The sequence below is a fragment of the Dermacoccus sp. 147Ba genome, from assembly GCF_004151355.1.
In the GTDB taxonomy this organism is placed as follows: Bacteria; Actinomycetota; Actinomycetes; order Actinomycetales; family Dermatophilaceae; genus Dermacoccus; species Dermacoccus abyssi.
In genome coordinates this window covers 16,866-31,836 of the sequence record NZ_SEHL01000003.1, presented here as the reverse complement: position 1 = coordinate 31,836, position 14,971 = coordinate 16,866, and the positions used below count along the sequence as shown (strand labels likewise).

Here is a 14,971-nt window from a genome sequence, read left to right as displayed (position 1 = left end):
CGGCTTTAGTGAGGTTGCCTCACTATCCGGGGATGTAACAATCGTGCCATGGCGATTCATTCCCGGCCGACGCACGAGTCGGACCTCGCGAGCCTTCTGGCTCTCACGGCCCGCCGGATGCGCCGAGCCCATCTCGACTCGCTCGAGCCGTATGGCATCACGCCCCAGCTGTCGCGAGCGCTCGCCATGATCGAGCGGCTTTCCGGCGACGGCGAGGTGCGCCCCTCGTCGATCGCGGCACGACTCGACATCTCGGCACGCTCGGCGACGGAGGTCGTCGACGCCCTCGAGGAGCGCGGGCTCGTCGAACGTCACCCCTCCCCCAGCGACCGGCGCGCCACGGCGTTGACGCTGACGGACGCCGGGCGCGCGCTACGCCAGGAGATCGGCGCGGTCCGCGCGGAGCAGACCCACGAGCTCACTCGCCACCTCACGGGTGATGAGCAGGAACTCCTGCGTGCTCTGCTGACGAAGATGCTCGACGCCTGACGTCGCTCTCCAGGCCGACGGCGGTGGCCATCGCGCCCAGCAGGACCGAGCCGACACACCACCACATGGCGGTGCCGAACGCCTCGGCCACGCTTTCGCCGTCCTGATAGGCGCTGCCGACGAGACCGACGAGCATCGGCAGGGCCGCGACGGCGACGAGGCCGGCCGTACGCGAGACGGCGTTGTTGATGCCGCTCGCCAGGCCGGAGCGTCCGGACGGCGCGGCGGCGAGGACGGTGCCCGTCAGGGGCGAGACGAGCATCGACATGCCGACACTTCCCGCAGAGCTACGAGCAGGCAACGCTCGGCGGATATCTCGTGACGCGCAGCTCCGGGCAAGCGTCCTCCGGGTACGGACGGTTCGAGCAGAACGTCGTCGCCGTCACCCTCGCCACGCCCGAGGGCGAGCTGACGCTCGGCGGGCGCACTCCCAGCTCGGCGACGGCCGCCGGGCCGAAGCTCATCGACGTACTCATCGGCAGCGAGGGCACGCTCGGCGTCATCACCGAGATGACGCTGCAGCTGCACGAGGGACCGACCGAGTTCGCTTACTAGACCTGGGCGTTCGACTCGTTCACCGACGGGTTCGACGCGTTCCGGGCGCTCGCGCAGGATCTCGGCCACGGCGTCATGCCGGACGTCAGCCGCCTCTCCGACGGTGAGGAATCACGCACGATCCTGGCCCAGTCGGCGCAAGGGCTCGCGGCGATGGCGACCTTCGCCGCGCGCGGCGCCCGCGAGCCGTCGTTCGGGGTGCTGCGCTGGGAGGACACCGACCGCACCACCCTGCGTCGGCGCCGGCGACAGGCGCACCGCGTGCTGCGCGCGTCGGGTGCGCGACGTGCGCCCGCGGCGATCGCCGAGCACTGGATCAGCCACCGCTTCCGCGGGCCCTACCAGCGCGACCACCTCATGGATCGCGGCATCTTCGTCGAGACGCTCGAGACGGCGACGACGTGGGCGAACCTGCCGACGCTCTACCGCGCGGTGCGCGATGCGATCAGTAGTGCCGAGGTCGGCCCGCACGCCGTCGTCCAGTGCCACGTCTCGCACCTCTACGACGGCGGCGCCTCGCTCTACTACACGTTCTTCTGCCGCGAGGAGAGCGACCCGCTCGCCCAGTGGCGCCGCGTCAAGACGGCCGCGAGCGACGTCATCGCGGCGCACGGTGGCACGATCACGCACCATCACGCCGTCGGCACCGACCACCGCGCCTGGGCCGCTGACGAGATGGGCGAGCTCGGCGCGCGCATCCTGCGCGCGGTGAAGAACAAGCTCGACCCGGTCGGAATCCTCAACCCCGGCAAGCTCGTTCCGCCGGTCGACGACGCCCCCGACGCGTGCGAGGCCGGGGCCTCATGACGCGGCCCGTCACCTTGGTCGTCAACCCGGCTGCGCGCAAGGGTGCAACTCTGCGCATGATCGATCCGGTGACGGACATCCTGCGCGCGCACGGTTGGCGCGTCGACGTCGTGGTCACGCGGTCGGCGGACCACGCGTCGCAGGTCGCCGCCGACGCGAGCGTCGACGACCTGCTCGTCACGCTCGGCGGCGACGGGCTCTACGGGCGGGTGGCCGCGGGCGCCGTCGTCAGCGGCTGCCTCATGGCGCCGTTGCCCGCGGGGCGTGGGCACGACCTCGTCCGCGCGCTCGCGGGCCCGGGCGACGTGCGACGCGTCGCGCAGCTGCTCGCCGTCGCGCGCGAACGCCGCCTCGACGTCGGACTGGCCGGCGACGGCGGCCCGTCGACCGCCACGGTCTTCCTCGGCGTGGCGACGCTCGGCTACGACTCGATGGCGAACACGTACGCCAACGACGCTCCGCGCGCGGTGCCGAGTTCGCTCGTCTACGCCTACGGCGGCGCTCGAACGCTCGTGCACGCGCTGCCGCGACCGTTGACGCTCGTCGTCGACGGGGTGACGCACGAGTTCACCGGGTGGAACGTCGCGATCGGCAACTCGGGGCGATTCGGCGCCGGGATGCGCGTCAACCCCGACGCGTCGATGAGCGACGGGTTGCTCGACGTCACCGTCGTCACCGACATCCCACGCTGGCGCTACCCGGCGATGCTGCCGCGCCTGTTTCGCGGCACCCATGTCGACGGGGTACGTGTTCGAGCGCTGCGCGGACGCGACATCCGCGTCATCACGCCCCACGTCGGGGATGTCTATGCCGACGGCGACCTGCTCGAGGCGTCGCCGACGACGTTCCTTGCGCTGCCCGACGCCCTGCGCGTCATCGTGCCAGCGCCCTGAGACGCCTGAGCGTCGAACCGTCAGCGCCCGACGTAGGCCTCGACGCGCGCCGCGGCGAGTTTGCCGCTGACGAGCACCATCGGCACGCCGACACCCGGCACGGTGCCGGAACCGGCGAAGAATACGCCGGGGCGGCGGCGTTCGACGTTCGGCGGGCGGAACGGGCCGGTCTGCAGGAACGTGTGGCTGAGCGCGAACGGCGTTCCCGCGGCCATACCCTGCGCCTGCCAGCCGGTGGGATCGACGAACTCGTCGGTGACGATCGTCGTCGGGTAGCCGGCGTCATCGAGGAAAGCGAGCAGCTCCTCCTTCATGCGCGGCCGCTCGGCCGCCCAGTCGACACGCCCGACGGCGAGGTTGGGTGCGGGCTCGAGGACGTACAACGTCGAACAACCCTCCGGCGCGGCGGTGGCGTCGTCACGAGACGGAATGGTGACGAGCCGCGACGGATCCTGCATCCGCGTGCCGCGCACGAGCAGATCGTCGAACGACTCCTCCCACGCCGTGCCGAAGTGGATGTTGTGGTGCGCGACGTCGCTCGGCACACCCTCGACCCCGAGGTGCCAGACGACCGCGGACGGCGAGTACGTCGCACGCTTCAGGACGGCCGGCGGTTCGAGGTCGTCGAGCAGCGTCCGGTAGGCGATGGGCAGGTCGGTCGTGCAGACGATCGCGTCACACGGCAGGCGCTCGTCACCACTCGGGCCGGACATCTCGACCCCGGCGACGGCGCCGTCAGCGCGGGTGAGGATGCGCGTCACCGTCGTGTCGTAGCGCTGTTCGACGCCTGTGCGCCCGAGCGCACGCGCCATCGCCTCGGGCACCTCGCGCATGCCGCCGGCCGGGAACCAGACACCCTCGATCGAGTCCATGTACGTGATGACGGCGTACAGCGCGAGCGCCTTCTCCGGCGCGAGACCTGCATACATCGCCTGGAACGAGAAGATGCGGTGCAGGCGTTCGTCGTCGAAGCGCTCGCGGATGACGGGCCCGAGGTGACGGAACCCGCCGAGCCTCACGAGCCGCGCGGCTGCAGCCGGGTTGCGCAGCAGGTCGAGCGGTGAGTCGAAGTTCGCGTCGATGAAGTGCGGCATCTCGACCTCGTACAGCCGCCGCAGCCACGCGACGAAGTCGTCGAACGCCGCCGCGTCCTTCGCGCCGCACTCGCGCGCGATCTCCTCGCGCATCGCCTCATGACCGTGACGGACGAAGATCGTCGAGCCGTCCGCGTAGCAGGCGCGATAGGCGGGGTCGAGCAGCGTCAGGTCGAGCACGTCGTGCACGCCGACGCCGATCCGCGCGAGGGCCTCGTCGACGAGATCGATCATCGTCAGGACGGTCGGGCCGGTGTCGAACGTGAACCCGTCCCGCTCGAGGCGGATACCGCGCCCACCCGCCTGCGTCTGCTTCTCGACGATGACGACGTCGTGCCCGGCGCCGCGCAGATGACAGGCTGCGGCCAGGCCGGCGAGGCCGGCTCCGATGACGACGACGCGACTCATGCGAGATCCTTCTCATCGAGGGGTTCGTGTTCTTCATGCTGCGTGTGCTCGTGCGCGGTCTCATCGTGCGGGAGCGCGAGCGGCGAGAGTCCATTCTCCCCCAGCTGCTCGGCGAGCAGCACGATCTGCTCGGCCGCCCACGGGCTGAGCAGCGCCGGAGTGCGACGCGCGAGGTGGACCGCGTCGGGCCAGGCGATCCAGGCCCACTCGCATACCTCGTCGGGGTGCGGTTCGAGCTGCGCCGGGTCGATGCGCCCGACGAGCACCGGGCAGATCTCGTGCTCGACGATGCCGGACGCGTCGACCGCGCGGTAACGGTAGCTCGGCAGGACGACACGCAACTGCGTCACATCCAGCCCGAGCTCTTCACGCACGCGCCGGCTCACCGCGTCCTGCGTGGGTTCGTCGGGGCGCGGATGCCCGCAACAGGTGTTCGTCCACACACCCGGCCACGCGACCTTCGTCAGCGCGCGACGGGTGAGCAGCAGGCGACCCGCGTCGTCGAGCAGGTAGCTCGAGAAGGCGCGATGCAGCGGCGTGTCACGGGTGTGCACCTCGGCGCGCGGGCACGTGCCGATCGCGGCGCCGTCATCGTCGAGCAGGACGACGACGTCGTCGGTCGCGGCCGGCACACCCGTAGGAGGAGCGGCGGGCGCGGCACCGAACGTCGCTTCCGCTGGCTTGTCGGGTGCGTCGATCATCGGCGTCTCGCGCATCGGGGGTGCTTTTTTCGAGTCGTCGGCGTGAGGTGCTGGATGATCCTGATGACGTTCACGCATCGCGCACCGCCAGTTCGTCCGCGAAACGCGTGAGTTCGTCACGCACCGCGCCCTGCGGCAGCGCCGCGAGAGCATCGAGGGCGTCAGCGTGGCGCTCGGCGATGCGGGCGACGGCCTGCGCGCGCACGCCCGCCACGTCGAGGCGCTGCAACCAGGCGTGTGTCTCGGCCTCGTCGAGTGGTTCGCGACCCGGCGCCAAGCGTCGCGTCAGCTCACCGTCGAGGGCCGAGTCGGCGAGGCCGAGGACGGTCGTCGGCTTGCGTTCGCGCAGATCCTCGCCCGCCGGTTTGCCCGTGACGGCGGGTTCGCCCCACAGGCCGATGATGTCGTCGGCGAGCGCGAACGCCTCACCGAGCGCGGCGCCGAATCGGCTCAGCCACGCCGGTGGCGCGCTCTCGCCGGTGAGCAACGCGCCGATCTCGAGGGGGCGCTGCACCGTGTACGCGCCCGACTTTGCGTGCGCGACGCGGCGTGTGCTCACCTCGTCGAGGCGTGCCTCGGCGGCGAAGACGAGGTCGAGCCGCTGCCCGGTGACGAGCTCGACGACCGCTGCGTCCCACGCGTCGGCCACGTGCTCCGGCAGAGCGCGGACGAGGCGGTTCGCGAGCGCGAACGCGAGATCACCGGCGAGGACGGCGACGCTGTCGCCGAGGCGCGCAGCGTCGGGGCCGTCGGGCTGAGCTGCGGCGGCTCTCACCCGGCGGTGCGCGGTCGGAGCGCCGCGTCGCGTGTCGGAGGCATCCATGACGTCGTCCTGCAGCAACCCGAACAGGTGCAACAACTCGAACGCCGCAGCGACACGAACGACAGCGTCGGTGGTCGCGGGGTCGTCGTCGGGGTTGGTGCACTCGAGCGCCGCGAGGTACCCGAGGCGGACGAGCCGGGGCCGCACGAGTTTGCCGCCGGCTGCGAGAAGATCACGCACGAGCGTCTCGAGCGACGATGCCTCGACCAGCGCTGACGAGGGCAGTCCGGCCGTCACCACACCGCCGGCGTCGGCCGCGAAGGCAAGGCTCTCGGCCACGCGTGCCTGCACGGCGTCGAGAAAGCTGGCGGCATCGGTGAGACGGCACGCGTCGCTGCGGCGTCCTCCATCTCGGCTCTCGGTGTCGCAGCGTCCCGCGGCGCGCCGCTCACGCCCGAGTCCTTCGAGCCCGGAACGTCCGGCGTCGAGGGCGACGTCGTTCTGCCGTCCGCTCATCGGCCACGCCCTGACGAATCGCGACCTACCGTCGCGAGGCCACGCTCGCGCAGGCGCAGCGCCGCACGGGCGGCGCGCAGCGAGCGCGGGAACCGCGCCCGCGTCGGCACGCTCCACAGCTCGTGCCCGGGCAGCCCCCAGTGGCGCAGCAACGCGTTCGCGGCCTGGAAACCGGTCGTCGCCGCCCGCTCCATGAGCGCGACGGGCAGCTCGCAGCGCACGCCGTCACCGGCGAGGACGAGCTTCGGCTGCGGCGTGACGACGCCCGGGCGCGCGGCCCACTCGTCCGTACCGGCGAGGGGGCAATCGGCCTCGACGAGCACCTCCTCGTGCACCGGCTCGCACCCGGTGAGCTCAGGGTGCAGGCGGTCGAGCTGATGTCGTAGGTCGGCGAGCACTTCGTCATCGGTGACGTCGTTGGGCACCGCGTAAGCATGCAGTTCGACGACGCTGCCGCCGCACCGCTTGGCCCACTGCGCGGCGCCGTCCTCGAGGTCGTGGACGAGCGAGACATTGTCGAGATGGCCGTACGCGGCCGTGCCGACGAACGGCGCGCTGCCCGCCGCGACGGGGCGGTCGAACCACAGTCGCTGCACGATGAAACGAGGCGCCATCTCCCCGGTCAGCACGGACGCACGCCAGGCCTCGTCGCCGAGGTCGGTGCCGTCGACGAGACGCTGCAGCACGTCACGACTCGTCGCGATGACGACGGCGTCGGCGCGGAGCGAGCCATGGGCATCGTCACGGTCAATGGCGAAGTCAATGCGGCCGCGACTCGCGTCGTCGGCACCCGCAGCAGCCGCGCCGGCGCTGACACGGAAACCCTCGCCGTCGCGCTCGATCGACTCGACGCGACAACCCGTCACGGCGTGCGCGCCGAGGCCTTCGAGGTAGGAGCGCAGCGGTCGCCACATCGTCGTGTCGAAGTCGTCGCGGCTGACGTCGAACAGCAGCCCCTCGCCGGAACCGAGGAAGTACATGTGGAACATGGCGACGAGTTCGCCGGCGGAGAAGTCGCGCGGGTCGGCGAAGAAGCTGCGTGCGAACACCTCGAGCGCGAGCGAGCGCATGCGTTCGGGGAATCGCAGCGCGTCGAGGGCGTCGGCGGCGCTCACCCCGTCGTAGCGCGAATACGTGGCGGGGAAATCGACGTCGAGCAGGTCGAGGGCGCGGTGGGCGTCGACGCGCGTGAGGTCGCGCAGACCGAACGAGGGGCTGCGGGCGACGAATGACAGGAAGTTGAGCGGCGGCCGCGTCGCGATCTGCGTGAACGAATCCTGCGTACCGTCCGCGTGACGTAGCGGGTAGTCCGCGACGGGGCGCAAGCATTCGAGGCTCGGGTCGACGCGGCGCAGCAGCGCGCGCAGGTTGTAGTACTGGCGGAAGAACGCGTGAAACCCGCGGCTCATCGTCGCTCGATCGTCCGGGGCGCCCGACGCGTCAGCGCCCGGGGTCGGCACGTCGACGGGCCAGCTGCGCACTCGGCCACCGAGGCTGCTCTCTGCCTCGATGAGCGTGACGCGCACGCCGCGCTCGGCCAGCCCGACGGCAGCGCTGATGCCGGCGATCCCACCACCCACGACGACGACGTGGGGGGCCGCGGCGTCCGGCACCCTCGACGCAGCAGTGCCGCCCCGACCGTCAGGCTCATGCCGTTCGGCCGCCGCATCACGTCCGGGGCGCCACGGCGGCACTCGTCGCAGCCCTGCCGTGAAGGCCTCGATCGTCGCGCTCATCGTGCGTTCTCCTTTCGACGACGGCCGTGGTGTTCCCACAGCAGGATCGTCAGCGTCACCATCGAGAAACCGAAGCCGAAGTCCTCGATCGGGATGTCCCACGGAAAGCGGATGCCGAGGAACTGATCACGCCCGTAGAGGACGATCGGGTCGCTCAACTTCGTCAGCCAACCGTCGACGAGGATCTGGAACGTGAACACGATGACCATCGAGCACCAGTAGCGCGCCGAGGTGAAGATGCCGGTGCGCCAACGCCCTTCGAGAGCGACGACGCCGATCATCGACGCGACGGTCAGCACGGTGTACTCGGGCACGTCACACCTCCCCCGACGGGCGATGATCGCCTCGCGCGGACGAGCCATCAGCCGCCACATGGCGTCCCTCGCCCGCCCGCCCGTCCGAATCGACCCGGGCGAGAGCACTTCTCGCGCTCCCGCTCGAGCGCCACGCGGCGAGCAGGCGCAGGCAGAACCCGACGGCTCCGTACGTCAGCAACCCGCAGATCGGGATGACGACGAAGAACACGAGCTCCTCGATCGGCATCGGGGTGAGCGGCACATCCCAACCCGACGTGAACCGCGGCGAGTACGACCAGTGATCACGCACGATGCCGACGATGTCCCACACGCTGAACAGCACGACGACGGGCAGCAGCGCCGCGAGCAATCGTCGCGGGCGCGAGTACACGCGGGCGCGCAGGACGAGTTCGAGCGGCAGCGTGATGAGCAGGCATCCACCCATGAGCAGCAGGTACTGATAGGGATCCCAGGACGCGGGCAGGCTCATGTCGCCCACCCCACCACGACGTCGGCCGCCGTCACGACTGCCCGTCCCGCGCGAAACCCGAACGCAGTTCGTAGCGACGCTCCGCGTACTCGAGGTCGTCGACCCACAACTGGCCCTGCGTGCGCAGCACGAGCGGGCGGATGAGCGGTGCGAACGCCCGCGCTGCACGGAAACCGGGGCGCTCGGAGTGCGCGATCGTCGCCTCGTGAATGACGCTGTGAGCCGGCTGCTCGGCGCTCGCCGGCTGCACGCACGTCGCGTGAGTCTCGACGGTGCTGCCGACGCCCTCGCCGTCGATGATCGTCATCGTGATCGTGCGGCTGTCGGCGCACGTGAACGCCGCGCGCACCGGCACGCCGTAGGTGTGGTTGAGGCGGAACGTCACGTCGGTGACCAGGCAGTCGTCGTCGCTCGCGTCCTCGTCGACGACGAGGTGGCTGAACGCGTAAGGGTGGAACCAGGCCCCGTGCCACGGGTCGAGACGGTTCGCGATGACGTCGGACGTCTCGCACCGCGCTTCACGCGTGTAGACCGCGACGAGCGCCTCGTCGAGTGGAGCGCGCGCGGGCAGCACCGGCGCGGCGCTCGGCGTCTCACCGTCGCTGGGCAACCGCACCCAGAACAGGACGCCGTCGTCGTGCGCGGGGTAGGTGAGCCATTCGCCCGGCCACTCGCTCGGCAGCCGCAGCCCGTGCCAGCGGCACAGCACGTCGCCGTCATCGGTGTGGCAGTTCTCCAGCAGCGCACCCATGTGCGGGCACGCGCCCGGTCCCGCGAGCGCCGAGCCGTCGTCGCCGCGCCACAACGCGATCTCGCGTCCGAGGATCGTGCGCACCGTCGAACGCCCCGCGACGACGTCCGTGCTCGCCGCCGCGACGTGCCAGCCACCCGCGTCCTGGGCGAGGGCGCGCGCCAGCATCCGCTCGATGCGGGGCACCGCAGCCTGACGCCACGTCGAGCGGATCTGCTCCTCCGGCGGCTGGGGGACGCGTCGGATCGGGTTGCGCCGCGCGATCTCGGCACGCAGCTCGGCGCGGTTGCGGGGCGGGCGTCTCAACTGCGGCTCCTTCGGCGAGTTTGGGTGGGCGAGGGGGGTGCGGTGGGTCGAGTCGGTCTCCATCGTCGGGTGCGCCTCGCTCATGACGCGGACGACGTCACGCCTGTCCTGTCGACCGCGGCCGGTGACGAGGGCGCGACCGGCGCCGCAGTTCGGGCGCGTCCGGTGACGACGACGGCTCCCGCGATGGCGCTCTTGCGTGCTGCGGAGACGCGGTGGCGCGTGCTGAACACGTCGTAGTCGGCCGCCTCGATGAGGCACAGGATGCGTGAGTACATCGCGAGCGCCGCGCCGACGCACCGTCGCGACGAGGCCGGCAGGTGCGGCAGACCGGCTTCGGCGTCGTGGAACAGCGCGCGGTTTCGGGCGATCTGCTCGGCCATGAACGCGCGCCACTGCGGGGTGACGCGGCGCAGCCACGGGTCGGCGCCGTGCGCGGCGAGTTCGTCGGCGGGCAGGTAGACGCGACCGCGTTCGAGGTCTTCGCCGACATCGCGCAGGAAGTTCGTCAGCTGGAACGCGAGCCCCAGCGCGCGGGCCGGAGCGAACGCGGCCTCCCGCGAGCGCGGGCGCAGCACAGGCAGCATCATCTCGCCGATGACGGCTGCCGAGCCCTCCATGTACTCGTCGCGCAGCTGAGGCCACGACGCCCACGACGTGCGGACGAGATCGAGCTGCATGGCGCCGAAGAAGCGGTCGTAGCAACCGGAATCGAGGTCGAGACGCCGGGCGGTGTCGACGATGGCGGCAAACAACGGGTCGTCGCTGCGCCCCGCGGCGAGGTCGGCCTGAAAGCGATGTTCGAACTGCGCGAGACGCTCCCCCGGCGGCAACGATGCGTCGAGGCCATGCCCGGTGGCCTTCTCGGGCTCGTCGACGATGTCGTCGGCCAGGCGGCACAGGGCGTACAGGCCGTAGACGTCGCGGCGCTGCTGCGGCGGCAGGAACAGCGTCCCCCAGTAGTACGTCGTGCCGTGCGCGCGGGTGATGTCGCGCGCCTGGCGGTAGCCATGCGTGAGGAGGGCCTCGGGGTCTGTCACGAGTGCCTCCACGGGTGGCGGGGTGTGAACGTCCACCGGCCGGTCGCAGGTGAGGGGGACCTGCTCGCGGGTCCGAACCATGAGCATAGCCGCCGACGCGCCGATGCGAGCGCCCCGGAGGCGATGGAAAATCACGGAATTCGACCATGGGGGTTGGCATTTGCGACCGTGCCGCGGCGACTCTGCGGGCCCGTTCGTGCCGTCGTGGCGGCACTACGATGAGGGCACCCGTCCGGCTATTCGAAGGTGTGCCATGCGATTCCGACGCCCGCGCGAACGCGACGCGAGCACCGAAACCCCGTGCGTTCACCCGTCGGAGCAAGCTGCATGAGGGTCGTCATCGCCGCCGCCGGCAGCCGCGGCGACGCCGTCCCGTTCGGGGTGCTCGCCGCGCGTCTCGTCGCCCGTGGGCACGACGTCACCGTCGTCACCCACGCGTCGCTCGCGCACGTCATGCCGGACGGCCCGCGCGTCGTGACGGTGGCGAGCGATCCGGGTGCCCTCCTCGCCGGCCCGGCGGGCACCGCACTGCGGCGTGGTGATCTGCGCGCGCTCAACCGCACGCGCAACGTGTTCGCCGAGTTCCTGCAGTCGTTCGGGCCGACCACGCGTGAGGCGCTCGCGGGCGCCGACGTCCTCGTCGCCTCGAGCTTCGCGATCGCCGCCGTCGACGAGGCGATGCGCGCCGACGTCCCCGTCGTCCGCGCGCACCTGTGGCCCGAGTTCGACACGCTCGACGGGCCGATGCCGCTGCTGCCGTACGCGTGGACGCTGCCCGCCGGTGCGCGGCGTCGCGCGCGTGGAGCGCTGCGGCGCGTCGAACCGTACTTCGCGGGCGTCGACGGCGGATGGGCCGACGGCCGACTCGACCTGCGCGCCGCCCACCCCACGGGCCTGACGACGGCGACTCTTGGCTCGCTGCACGCGTACAGCCCGCTGCTCGCCGAGCCGGTGGACGACTCCCGCACTGTCGTCACGGGGTGGTGGCGCGAGGCGCCGCACGAGGGCTTGTCGGAGCGCACCCGGGCGCTGCTCGCCTCCGGCGACGAGTGGATCGCCGTCGGGTTCGGCTCGATGCACCAGAACTCACCGGGCCGCGTCGTCGACGTCGTCACCGAGGCGTGCCGGCGACTCGGCGTGCGCGCTCTCGTTCAGCTCGACGGTGCGCCGCGCGAGGCGGATGGCGTCGTCGTCGGCATCGATGACGAGCCGCACCACGCGCTGTTCGCGCAGGTGCGCGCCGTCGTCCACCACGGCGGGTCGGGCACGACGGGTACCGCGCTCGCCGCGGGCGCGCCCAGCGTCGTCGTCCCGCACTTCGCCGACCAGTACCACTGGGCGCACCGCCTCCACACGCTCGACGCCGCACCCGCGCCGCTGCCGCGCCGACTGCTCACCGCGGGGTTGCTGACGCGTCGGCTGCGCGCGGCGTTGAGTGCTGGAATGCGCGAGCGTGCAGCGGATCTCGGACGTCAGGTGGCGACCGAGGACGGCGCGGGCGTGGCCGTCGCCGCCCTCGAACAGTTCATCGGCGGGGCATGACCGTGACGCCGTCCGTGTCGAGTTCATCGAGGTGGCGTGTGCCGGCGCGGTTCGTCGAGGCGCAGCCGTGGTGGCGCCCCGGTGCTCCGGCAGCGCTGGCCGTCATGATCGTGCTGCTCGCGACGGCTTCGCGCCACGGTTTTCACGGCGACGAGCTGTACTTTCGCATGTTGCCGCCCGCGTGGTGGTACGACGATCAGCCGCCGCTCACCGTCTGGCTCGCGCACGCAGCGACGTCGGTGAGTGACGCGGTGTGGGTGCAACGGCTGCCGGCCGCGCTCGCGGCGGGGGCGGGCGCGCTCGTCGCGGGGCTGTTTCCGCGGCTTCTCGGCGCTGATGTGAGGGTGCAGCGCATCGCCGCGTGGGCGCATGCGTTCACCGTCTATCCGCTGCTCATGGGGCACGTCATGCTGACGGCGAGCCTCGATCTGCTCGCGTGGCAGCTCGTCGTGCTCGGTGTCGTCGCTGCGCTGACGGGGCGTCGCCATGCGCTGACGTGGGCCGGCGCGGCGGCTGGGGTGGCATGTTGGAACAAGCTGCTCGTCCTCGTGCTCGTCGCCGCGGCCTTCGTCGCGCTCGCCGCGTGCGCCCGGTGGGTGCTGCGCACCCGTGACGCCTGGTGCGGCGCCGCGTTGCTCGTCGCGGTCGGCGGGTTCCAGGTGGGGGCGCAGATCGTTCACGGCGTGCCGATGCTCGACGTCTCGGCCGACCTCGTCGCCCGTCATGGGGTGCTCAACCGATGGCTCGTCGTGCCACTGCTCGTCGTGTTCGTCGGACCGCCGTTCGTCCGGGTCGCATGGCGAGGGTTGTGGTGGCACCCGGGAAGTCGTCGCGCCGCCCACCCCGGAGCTGACGACGGCCACGACGACGGTCGGCACGTCAAGGCGTTCGGCGGCGTCACGAACGCTCCATTCTCCATCGACGACGGTCACGCCGGACGCATCGCCCCGGACCCACCACAACAGCGCACCGGGCCGGTGCTCGCCGCCATGGCCGCGATCGTCCTTGTGTTCGCGCTCGTCTCCCCAGCGCAGCCCTACTACGCGGTCGCGGTGTTCTTGCCGCTTGTCGCGGTCGGCTGGGCGCGGGCGGCTGCGGACGAGGAGCACGTGTGGCGACGCGCGCCCATCGTCGTGACGGCGAACGCCGTCGTCGCAGCCCTCATCTGCCTACCGATCGCGCCCGTTTCGTCACCGGCGTTCTCCATCGTCTCCGCCCTCGACCCCATGCAGCGCGACCAGACCGACTGGCCGTCACTCGCCGCTCAGATGGCGACAGCCCGTCCGACGGGTGCGGCCATCGTCACCGATTCGTATGCCCTCGCCGGAGCTGCACATCAGTACGGCCCTGCGCTCGGGGTGCCGCGTGCCGACGTCGCCTCGTGGCACAACGCGCTCTGGAGCCTCGGGCCGCCACGCAGCGGCGGGGGCACGCGTGACGTCCTCGCCGTCGGCGGGGACGAGCACCGTATCCGTGCGGCGTTCACGCGCTGCGACCCCGCCGGGCGGCTCATCGCGCCGCACGACTCGTTCGGCCTCGACGGCACGACGATGCTGCGATGTTCCGACCCTCGAGGAGGATGGGGCGCCGTCTGGCCGACGTTGCGCCGCCTCGGCGGTTGAGACGCACTCCCCTGCTCCTCGTGTCGCGCGGCGCGCGTCCAAGGCCGCGATGTTGCCCGCTTCTTGGGGCGCGAGCGCCGTGACACCCGGGCAACATCGAGGGAGGCGGGGTGTGTCAGGGTGCGGTGATGTCGCGCGGGCGTCGCAGCAGGTCGAACGCCACGACGACGAGGGCAACTGCGAGCGCCAGCAACGAGATGCCCTCCGCCACCCCGCGCGGGATGGGCGCCGGCGCCGGCATGACGTGGTCGAGACTCATGAGCGACGACACGGCACCCAGCGCCCCGAGCACGCGCGTCAGCGTGTGACGGGGCTCGCGCTCGCTCGCGAACCGCTCGTGATCCCCTCGTGAGCCGGCCGACCGCACCCCCACCAGCCCATGTGCGAGCAATAGGACGGACGGCGCCGGCAGCGCGAGCACGCCGCCCACCATGTGCACCCCGATGGCTCCGTCAGCGGGAAAGACCGCGACCCACACGAGTCCGACACCGAGGCAGACGAGCGCCGCCGTCACGAATCGTCCGAGTCGATCGCGCGTCAGAACGCCCGCCGCCAGGATGCAGGCTCCTGCGACGCCGACGGCGACGTTGAAGAGGTCGGCGCGCGGCGAGCAGACCCAGAATCCGTGCCAGTCGCGGCAGATCGTGCGTCCGAGGTCGCTGATCATCGCGCGCCGCCAGGAGAACGACGCGCCCCGAGCATGCACCGCCGCGACGTACGCGCCCACGCACAGCACGAGCCCGAGGACGAGCAACCCAGCCGCGACACGCTCGAGCCGAGCGCAACGGCGCTCGACTCGGAGCGGCGGGTGCGAGGGCTCGCCCTGAGATTCGGACACGTCGAGGAGTGTAGGCCGCAGCCGCCCAGCCCCCTCTGGGCGCCGGCAGGCTGGAATGACGGCGAGCCGTTCCCCACGCACCGCGGCGCTCAGGTGCGCCCGCATGAGCGGCGCAGCTGACGCC

General features: G+C 71.6%; 15 protein-coding genes and 1 pseudogene. 6 read left to right on the top strand and 10 right to left on the bottom strand.

Going from position 1 to position 14,971, the window contains the following annotated elements:
- Positions 1-48: 48 nt before the first annotated feature.
- Entirely contained in the window at positions 49-489 is a 441-nt protein-coding gene (locus EVU97_RS04630; RefSeq protein WP_129663932.1) for a MarR family winged helix-turn-helix transcriptional regulator, read from the top strand.
- Here EVU97_RS04630 and EVU97_RS04625 read toward each other — a convergent pair.
- The gene (locus EVU97_RS04625) at positions 431-757 is read right to left on the bottom strand and encodes a hypothetical protein (protein ID WP_129663930.1); all 327 of its coding nucleotides are present in this window, start codon (positions 755-757) and stop codon (positions 431-433) included. The genes EVU97_RS04630 and EVU97_RS04625 overlap by 59 nt on opposite strands.
- Positions 758-807: 50 nt before the next feature.
- On the opposite strand from EVU97_RS04625, the gene EVU97_RS04620 reads away from it, so the two are divergent.
- The 3 genes and pseudogenes from EVU97_RS04620 (at position 808) to EVU97_RS04610 (ending at position 2,744) form a co-directional block, all read left to right on the top strand.
- On the top strand, positions 808-1,044 hold the full coding sequence (locus tag EVU97_RS04620; protein WP_129663928.1) for an FAD-binding oxidoreductase: 237 nt from the start codon (positions 808-810) through the stop codon (positions 1,042-1,044).
- A gap of 15 nt (positions 1,045-1,059) precedes the next feature.
- Positions 1,060-1,851 (top strand): annotated as a pseudogene (locus tag EVU97_RS04615) (FAD-linked oxidase C-terminal domain-containing protein); the annotation flags it as partial.
- Entirely contained in the window at positions 1,848-2,744 is an 897-nt protein-coding gene (locus EVU97_RS04610) for a diacylglycerol kinase family protein (RefSeq protein ID WP_129663924.1), read from the top strand. The pseudogene EVU97_RS04615 and the gene EVU97_RS04610, both read left to right, overlap by 4 nt.
- Before the next feature lie 20 nt (positions 2,745-2,764).
- On the opposite strand, the gene crtI is transcribed toward EVU97_RS04610, so the two are convergent.
- From crtI to EVU97_RS04570, 8 genes are all read right to left on the bottom strand, one after another.
- Positions 2,765-4,246 (bottom strand): phytoene desaturase family protein, encoded by a 1,482-nt coding sequence (gene crtI / locus EVU97_RS04605; protein WP_129663922.1) that lies wholly within the window; start codon positions 4,244-4,246, stop codon positions 2,765-2,767.
- Positions 4,243-4,962 (bottom strand): isopentenyl-diphosphate Delta-isomerase, encoded by a 720-nt coding sequence (gene idi / locus EVU97_RS04600; protein WP_240730130.1) that lies wholly within the window; start codon positions 4,960-4,962, stop codon positions 4,243-4,245. Before idi ends, crtI begins: the two co-directional genes overlap by 4 nt.
- Before the next feature lie 55 nt (positions 4,963-5,017).
- Complete coding sequence (locus EVU97_RS04595) at positions 5,018-6,226, bottom strand: polyprenyl synthetase family protein (RefSeq protein WP_129663920.1); 1,209 nt, start codon at positions 6,224-6,226, stop codon at positions 5,018-5,020.
- On the bottom strand, positions 6,223-7,962 hold the full coding sequence (locus tag EVU97_RS04590; RefSeq protein WP_129663918.1) for an FAD-dependent oxidoreductase: 1,740 nt from the start codon (positions 7,960-7,962) through the stop codon (positions 6,223-6,225). Before EVU97_RS04590 ends, EVU97_RS04595 begins: the two co-directional genes overlap by 4 nt.
- Entirely contained in the window at positions 7,959-8,276 is a 318-nt protein-coding gene (locus EVU97_RS04585) for a lycopene cyclase domain-containing protein (RefSeq protein ID WP_255352605.1), read from the bottom strand. The genes EVU97_RS04590 and EVU97_RS04585 overlap by 4 nt, the downstream gene beginning before the upstream one ends.
- A 1-nt stretch (position 8,277) precedes the next feature.
- Positions 8,278-8,748, bottom strand: a complete 471-nt coding sequence (locus EVU97_RS04580; RefSeq protein ID WP_165357880.1) for a lycopene cyclase domain-containing protein — start codon at positions 8,746-8,748, stop codon at positions 8,278-8,280.
- A gap of 31 nt (positions 8,749-8,779) precedes the next feature.
- Positions 8,780-9,805, bottom strand: a complete 1,026-nt coding sequence (locus tag EVU97_RS04575; protein ID WP_205744858.1) for a DUF5914 domain-containing protein — start codon at positions 9,803-9,805, stop codon at positions 8,780-8,782.
- A gap of 80 nt (positions 9,806-9,885) precedes the next feature.
- The gene (locus EVU97_RS04570; protein WP_129663912.1) at positions 9,886-10,845 is read right to left on the bottom strand and encodes a phytoene/squalene synthase family protein; all 960 of its coding nucleotides are present in this window, start codon (positions 10,843-10,845) and stop codon (positions 9,886-9,888) included.
- Between the two features lie 327 nt (positions 10,846-11,172).
- On the opposite strand from EVU97_RS04570, the gene EVU97_RS04565 reads away from it, so the two are divergent.
- Both EVU97_RS04565 and EVU97_RS04560 read left to right on the top strand, forming a co-directional pair.
- A complete protein-coding gene (locus EVU97_RS04565) occupies positions 11,173-12,387 on the top strand; it encodes a glycosyltransferase (RefSeq protein WP_129663910.1) in 1,215 nt (404 codons plus the stop codon).
- Positions 12,388-12,425: 38 nt separating this feature from the next.
- Positions 12,426-14,009: a glycosyltransferase family 39 protein gene (locus tag EVU97_RS04560; RefSeq protein WP_165357879.1), complete on the top strand. Its 1,584-nt coding sequence runs from the start codon at positions 12,426-12,428 to the stop codon at positions 14,007-14,009.
- Between the two features lie 115 nt (positions 14,010-14,124).
- Here the strand turns inward: EVU97_RS04560 and EVU97_RS04555 are convergent, their stop codons facing one another.
- Positions 14,125-14,847, bottom strand: coding sequence for a DUF998 domain-containing protein (locus EVU97_RS04555; RefSeq protein ID WP_165357878.1), 723 nt, complete (start codon positions 14,845-14,847; stop codon positions 14,125-14,127).
- Positions 14,848-14,971: the final 124 nt, after the last annotated feature.